Genomic DNA, 6,823 nt, shown 5'->3' with positions numbered 1-6,823 from the left:
CGTTCGCCTGGCCGTTCGCGTTCGCCTGCTCGCCGGCCCACGCGGGCGGCGGCGCGGCGCCCGCGCCGTTCGCACCCGCGCCGTTCGCGCCCGCGCCATTGGTCCCGGCCCCGCTCGCACCCGCACCGTTCGCGGCGCCGTTGCCGGTGGGCAGGGCGGGCATGCCGCCGGTGGGCGTGTAGCCCTCCGCGTCGGGGTCGAACGTCCACGTCGCGGTGGACTCGGGATCACCGGGCGGCGGGCTGGCCGGCGCCCACGCGGGCGTCGGCGGCGGCACCATCATGGTCTTCTCGTCGAGTCCCGGCCGCCCCTCGACCGCGGCGGCGGGGCCGCCCTGCACGGGCGCGGGAAGCGGCCCGACCGAGTACACGTCGATCGGCGCGTCGCAGTTCGAACACCTGCCGAGCGTCCCGGGCGTGTGAGAACCGCACGTCGGACACTGCATCGCTCTGACCTCGCCTTGTCGCCGCTTGCCACGCCTGCGCATTCCGGGCCCGCCGGCTCGGACGGGCCGCTCTTCCCCGCGAACGAAACCGGCAGGGCTCCCGACAAAAGTAGTGGGTGATGTCGCTCGAGGGCGCGTGGATGGGAATCTGGACTCACCGCTGACGGGCTCGCACCGAATCACGACATCTCGGTACCGGTCAAGATTGCCGCCGGTGGTTTACCGGGGATCCTGTGAGGCTGCTCACATCTTAGGGGCGACGGCGGCGCGCCGCCGGAGAACCGCGCACACCCGCCGCCGCAACCCGCCCGGCGCGCGGCGAGCGCAGCGCGCAGCGGCTAGGCTCGGAGCGGTTCAGGGCGCACTTGAACAAGACAGGCGCATCCAGAGAAGACGGAGTCCATGAGCGATCTTCCACTGCGTTCGCAGCTGGCCGTCGCGCTCGGTCGTACGGCCGCCAAGATGTCCCGGATGGCGGGCCGCGGGGACGGCTCGGTGATCGGCGGGCGGATCGGCCTGCGCCTCGACCCCGAGCTGCTCACCCGGCTCGCCAAGGACCGCAAGCTCGTCCTCGTCAGCGCCACCAACGGCAAGACGACGACGACCCGGCTGATCACCTCGGCGATGACCCCGCTGGGCGAGGTCGCCACCAACGCGTTCGGCGCGAACATGCCCACCGGGCACGTGTCCGCGCTCGCGTCCGCGCCCACCGCCCGCTACGGCGTGCTGGAGTGCGACGAGAAGTACGTCCCGATGGTGCTGCGGGAGACCGGCGCGAACATCGTCGCGCTGATGAACCTCAGCCGCGACCAGATGGACCGCGCCGCCGAGATCTGGCTGCTGGCCGGCAAGTGGCGGCGCGCCCTGGAGGCGTCCCCGAACAGCCACGTCGTCGCCAACTGCGACGACCCCCTCGTCACGTGGGGCGCGTCGTCCGCCAAGAGCGTCACGTGGGTCGCCGCCGGCCAGCACTGGCGCGAGGACTCCTGGTGCTGCCCCGAGTGCGGCGGCCCCCTCGACCGGCAGGACACCGACGAGGACAGCGACTGGGCGTGCCGGCAGTGCCACTTCCGCCGCCCCCGCCCCGACTGGACGCTGAAGGGCGACCAGATCACCGGCCCCGACGGGCGCGCGTTCTCCCTCGCCCAGCTGTCCCTGCCCGGCCGCGCCAACCGGTCGAACGCGCTCATCGCGCTCGCGGTCGTCGCCCAGTTCGGCGTCCCGCCCGAGCAGGCGCTGCCGCTGCTGTCGCAGGTCACCTCCGTCGCCGGCCGCTACACCACGGTCGAGCACGAGGGCCGCTCGATCCGGCTGCTGCTGTCGAAGAACCCGGCCGGCTGGCTGGAGGCGTTCGACGTCCTGCAGCCCGCGCCCGGCCCCGTCGCCCTGTCGATCAACGCGCAGGGCCCCGACGGCCGCGACACCTCCTGGCTGTGGGACGTCGACTACCGCATCCTGCGCGGCCGCCCCGTCTGGGTCGCCGGCGAGCGGCGGATCGACCTCGCCGCGCGCCTCGAGGCCGCCGACGTGCAGTTCACCCTGGTGGACGACATCGACCAGGCGGTCATGGCCGTCCCGCCCGGGCACCTGGACGTGATCGCCAACTACACCGCCTTCCAGAGCATCCGAACGAGGTACGGCCGTGTCGTCTGACCACGCGAGTTCCGCCCCCGGGGCGCAGCGCCCGCTGAAGATCGTCTGGATCTACCCGGACCTGCTCAGCACCTACGGCGACCAGGGCAACACCATCGTCCTGGAGCGGCGCGCCGCACTGCGCGGCATCCCGACCCAGACGATCAGCCTGCGCTCGGACGAGCCCGTCCCCGCCGACGGCGACATCTACCTGCTCGGCGGCGGCGAGGACCGGCCGCAGATCCTCGCCGCGCAGCGGCTGCTCGGCGACGGCGGCCTCGCCCGCGCCGTGCAGTCCGGCGCCGTGGTCTTCGCGGTCTGCGCCGGCTACCAGCTGCTCGGCCACGAGTTCGGCGGCGAGGAGGGCCAGCCCGTCCGCGGCCTCGGCCTGCTCGACATCCGGTCCGGGCGCGGCGAGCAGCGCGCCGTCGGCGAGATCGTCGGGGACGTCGCGGGCGAGCTGAACGTCCCGCGCATCACCGGCTTCGAGAACCACCAGGGCGTCACGCGGCTCGGCCCGAACGCCCGCCCGTTCGCGAAGGTGCTGCACGGCATCGGCAACGGCGACGGCTACGAGGGCGCCTACGCGGGCCGCGTCCTCGGCACCTACATGCACGGCCCGGCGCTCGTCCGCAACCCGGGCCTCGCCGACCTGCTGCTGCGCTGGGCCGTCGGCCACGACCTGCAGCCGATCGACGACTCGTGGGCCGGCCGCCTCCGCGACGAACGCCTCGCCGCCGTCCTCGGCTGATCCCGGCCCGGGCGGGCCGCCCTCGGGGCACTGCTCCCCGGGGGCGCCGTTCCGGCGGCGATCCGGTGAACGTTCGGTCAGGGGTCTGGCGGCCCGCGCGGCGGGCTGCCACCGTGACGATCATGATCTGCTGCCGTCCCGGCCGCCGCGACCTGCTGCGCTGGAGCGCGATCGTGGCGGGGGCGGGCCTGCTGCCCGCCCTCGACCCGGCCTCCGCGCGCGCCGCCGGCGCCGCCCGCCCGGTGAACCTCGAACTGGTCACGCTGACGGAGACGTCCGCCGTCCTCACCTGGTACACCGGCGTCCCCGGCACGGACGACGGGCTGGGCCGTATGGAGCCCGCCCCGTCCGACGCCGAAGTGCTCTACGGGACGCACCCGTCGCGCCTCACCCGGACGGCGCACGGCCCGTCGGGCACGCCGTACCACTACGTCGAGCTCACCGGCCTGGAGCCGGGCCGCACCTATTACTACAAGGCACGGTCCAACGGCGTCGCCGCCACCGTGACCGGGCTCGCGGGCGGGCAGGCGGCGGGCGTCCCGCAGGGCGACGTGTTCGCGTTCACCACGCCGCAGCCGCCGCCCGGCCGGCACCTCTTCTCCATCGCGCTCTGCAACGACCTGCACCTCGGGGAGACCGTCGCCGGGCTCATCGGGCAGCTCCCCTGGATCAAGGGGATCTCGCAGGTCCCGGGCCACGCCCCCTACCCGGAGATCATGGCGAGGGCGCTGATCGCGGACGCCCGCGCGCGGGGCGCCGACCACCTGCTCGCCGCCGGGGACGTCTCCAGCGAGGCGGCCCCCGACGACCTGCACAACGCGAAGGGCATCCTCGACACGTTCGGCACCTATACGCAGGACTATCTCGTCACGCGCGGCAACCATGACCGCGCCCACGAAGGCGCCGCCTATTCCACCTGCACTGTCGGCCGCTACCAGGGCAACGACTGTTTCGAGGACGCCTTCTTCCCGTCCGGACCCAGCTATTTCGCCCGCGACCTGCACGGTCTCCGCGTCATCGGCCTCGACACCTATGACAAGCCCGGGGACGGCGGCGACTCCGGCGGCCTCTCACCGGAACAGCAGGCCTGGTTCGAAGCCGAACTCAAGAAGGACCCGGACCGGCCGACGCTCGTCTTCGGGCACCATCCGCTCTTCACCGAGAACGACCCGCTGTCCGTCACCGGCGCCCATTCCCTCGATGCGGGGCAATCGCTGCGCATTCTCGGCTCCTACGCCCGCACCCCCGGCGTGTTCCTCCACCACGCCGGCCACACCCACCGGAACCAGCGGTCGGTCTTCCCGCTGGCGCCGAAGGTCGTGCAGCAGGAGGTCGGCGCCGTCAAGGAGTACCCGGGCGGCTTCACCCTGCTGCGCGTCCACAGCGGCGGGTACGCGCTGAACTTCTACAAGACCCGCAGCCCAGAGGCCCGGGCGTGGAGCGAGCGGAGCCGGCAGGAACTGTCCGGGCTCTGGCCGCAACTGTCCCTCGGGAACCGCGTCACCGACCGCAATTCCGTCGTCCGGCGCGACCTTTCCGGGCTCGCGCCCGCCGGCTGAGACGGCCCATACCCGGCGCATGCGGCGGGTGCGTGAACGTTCGGTGACGTCCCTCCCGGAAAGGGCCGCCGGTCCGTACGCTGGGCCGTACTGGCGACGATTTCGGGGGATCTCGTGCCGAGACGCGATTGGCCGAGCCGGATCGACGAGCTGTCCGGCGTCGTCGTGGTCGGCGTCGCCATTGCCGGAGGCGGGGCCATCGCTCTGGCGCTGCTCTTCTTCGCGGTGGTGGCCGTCGCCGGAATCGTCCACGGGCTGCTGCCGTACTGGCACTACATCCTCGCGGCCTTCGGCCTGCTGGTCGTCCTACCGATGGCGGTCACCGGCGTGAGGGAGGCCGCGCGGGCGCGGAAACGGCGATCGAACCCGCCGCCCGCGAGGCGGCGCGAGCCCGCGTACACGGAGCCGTCCGCGCCGCCGCCCGCAGGAGGGGCCGACCCGGTACCCCCGTGGCCGTCCGGCAGGGGACGGCCGATCGTCCGGTCCAGCGGGACGTCGATCAACTGGCACACCTCGACCGTCTACGGCTGCCGCCGCTGCGGTCACAACTGGACGTCCCACGGCTGCGGGGAGGGGAGCTGCTCCGTCGAGGGGCCGCCGTACACGACGCAGACCACCGTCGGCTGGGAGGGCGACATCGTCCAGACGGAGAGCGGCACCCCCTGCGGGTGCGACCGGTACGACGGCATCGAGCCGCCATGACGTGGCTGCGGAAGATCGACGAGGCGCTGGGGTGGCTGCTCCGCCACCTCGCGGTCGTCGTGGTCGCGGCGTGCACGCTCGGCCTGCTCGCGTCCGTCGCCCTGATCGTCGCCGGATTCTTCCGGATCTCCCCGTTCCTCGCGCTCGGAGCCGTCGGGGTGGTCGCGGTGCTGCTCTACCTGGCACGGAACACCGAAGGCGGCGGCCCGTACGAACCCTGGTAGCCGGGCGACCGGTACCAGCAGCGCGGAAGAATGGCAGTTCCGATCCGCTGGGAGACCGCGTGACCGTGTTCGCATGCGCAGGGTGCGGCGCCGTCCTGACCGCACCGCTGTCGCAGGTCGCGCTGCCCGTCCACGCGCACCAGTCGTACGGCCACGCCATGCTCCCCGCCCTCATGGAGCCGGGAACGTACGCCGTGGACCCGCACCCTTCAGGGCCGCCGTGGCGCCTCTGGGGCGAGATCACAACTGCCGAAGCGGAAGCACAGGGGTGGTACGCACCCGTCCATGCCGTCTCCCTCGGCCCGCGCGGCGCGGTCGTGATCGCACCCGGCGATGTCCGCGGCACCGTCCTGATCCCCGACCGATGCGACGGCTACTGCATGGGCCTGGACGGGCGGGACGGCCCGAACCTCGCCTGCACGCGGTGCGGCCGCGCCGTGGCGACGCGCATCGACGACTGCTCGCTGTGGCAAGCGGTATGGCTGGACCCGCGCGCCGTACGCCCGCTTCCCGGCGAACCGGACGACCGCGCCGTCCTCGACTGGGACGACCTCCAGCGCGAACGCCCCGGGACACCGCCGGTCGAGCAGCCCGGCAGATGGAACCCGATCTGGGAAGCAGCCGCCGGAGCGGCCCTCGCCCACCTGCTGGCCGTCTCGGACGGAGCGCCTGTCGCCGTGCCCGAGGGCCTCGTTGCCGACGTCTTTGGCCGTGCCCTCGATGCGCTCTCGCCGGCGGGACTGCCCGCGAAGAGCGTGGCCTTGGGCGGTCCGGGGCTGGCGGCCGCCGCTGCGGACATCCTCTTGGTGCCGGTGCACCCGCAGACCGGCAAAGCATGGCGCCCACCGAGGGAGGCAGCCAAAGCGTCGGGTGGGGAGGTGTTGGGCGGGGATGTGTCGGGTGGGGATCGGTCGGGTGGGGATCGGTCGGGTGGGGATCGGTCGGGCGGGGAGTTGTTGGCTCGGGAGCCGTCGGGTGGGGAGCCGTCGGCGCGGATGGAACTGGGCGGCGGGAGGCCGGGGAGAACGGTGCCGCTGGCTGCTGATGTGTGGGTGCGAATGGCCTTTCCGTCCGAGTGGGAGCCCGTCGCTGTCGTTGGTGGCGTGCCCGAAGTCGTCTGGAGGGACGACCCGCCGCCGCTGCTTCCTGTTGGGCCCTTCAGGCCTGACAGTGGCGTTTTCCTGAGCACTCTTGTGCGGCTTCCTGAAGTTCGCCGCCCGTGGTTGCGATCAATTTACGATCAGGTGAGGGAGAGGCCGTACTCGCCGCCGTTCTAAGGTGGGGCGCATGCCTTTCCACTTTGTCCTATTTGTAATTATGGGACGATATGGGCTGTATTGAGAGTTTCTCTCGGGGGTGTTCGGGTGCATGGGTGAGAAAGGGTGTTCGGGTGGTGGGGTGGCGCTTGCGTACGGGGCCGCCCCTCCAAAGTCAAGGGCGCCTTCGGCGTCGCTTCGCGATGGACTTCGTCCACCCTTGACTTTGGAGCCTCTGCGGCCCCTGGGCAGGT

General features: G+C 72.5%; 6 protein-coding genes and 1 pseudogene. 6 read left to right on the top strand and 1 reads right to left on the bottom strand.

Annotation, left to right across the window (positions count from 1 at the left end; all coding sequences use genetic code 11):
- A pseudogene (locus tag F9B16_RS51910) lies at positions 1 to 445 on the bottom strand (hypothetical protein); the annotation flags it as partial.
- A 402-nt stretch (positions 446 to 847) separates the two neighbouring features.
- Here F9B16_RS51910 and F9B16_RS48285 point away from each other — a divergent pair.
- The 6 genes from F9B16_RS48285 to F9B16_RS48260 all read left to right on the top strand — a co-directional run bounded on the left by F9B16_RS48285 (position 848) and on the right by F9B16_RS48260 (position 6,590).
- Positions 848 to 2,098, top strand: a complete 1,251-nt coding sequence (locus F9B16_RS48285; protein WP_151546992.1) for a Mur ligase family protein — start codon at positions 848 to 850, stop codon at positions 2,096 to 2,098.
- Positions 2,088 to 2,828 carry a type 1 glutamine amidotransferase gene (locus tag F9B16_RS48280; protein ID WP_225992628.1) on the top strand — a complete coding sequence of 247 codons (741 nt, stop codon included), beginning with the start codon at positions 2,088 to 2,090 and terminating at the stop codon, positions 2,826 to 2,828. The genes F9B16_RS48285 and F9B16_RS48280 overlap by 11 nt, the downstream gene beginning before the upstream one ends.
- A 122-nt stretch (positions 2,829 to 2,950) precedes the next feature.
- The gene (locus tag F9B16_RS48275) at positions 2,951 to 4,387 is read left to right on the top strand and encodes a purple acid phosphatase family protein (RefSeq protein WP_151546994.1); all 1,437 of its coding nucleotides are present in this window, start codon (positions 2,951 to 2,953) and stop codon (positions 4,385 to 4,387) included.
- A gap of 114 nt (positions 4,388 to 4,501) precedes the next feature.
- Entirely contained in the window at positions 4,502 to 5,089 is a 588-nt protein-coding gene (locus tag F9B16_RS48270; protein ID WP_151546991.1) for a hypothetical protein, read from the top strand.
- Complete coding sequence (locus F9B16_RS48265) at positions 5,086 to 5,313, top strand: hypothetical protein (RefSeq protein ID WP_151546990.1); 228 nt, start codon at positions 5,086 to 5,088, stop codon at positions 5,311 to 5,313. The genes F9B16_RS48270 and F9B16_RS48265 overlap by 4 nt, the downstream gene beginning before the upstream one ends.
- A 59-nt stretch (positions 5,314 to 5,372) precedes the next feature.
- On the top strand, positions 5,373 to 6,590 hold the full coding sequence (locus F9B16_RS48260; RefSeq protein WP_151546989.1) for a hypothetical protein: 1,218 nt from the start codon (positions 5,373 to 5,375) through the stop codon (positions 6,588 to 6,590).
- Positions 6,591 to 6,823: the final 233 nt, after the last annotated feature.

This window comes from Actinomadura montaniterrae (assembly GCF_008923365.1).
GTDB classification, from domain to species: Bacteria; Actinomycetota; Actinomycetes; order Streptosporangiales; family Streptosporangiaceae; genus Spirillospora; species Spirillospora montaniterrae.
The sequence above is the reverse complement of the archived record's forward strand: the minus strand, read 5'-3'. Positions and strand labels throughout refer to the sequence as shown.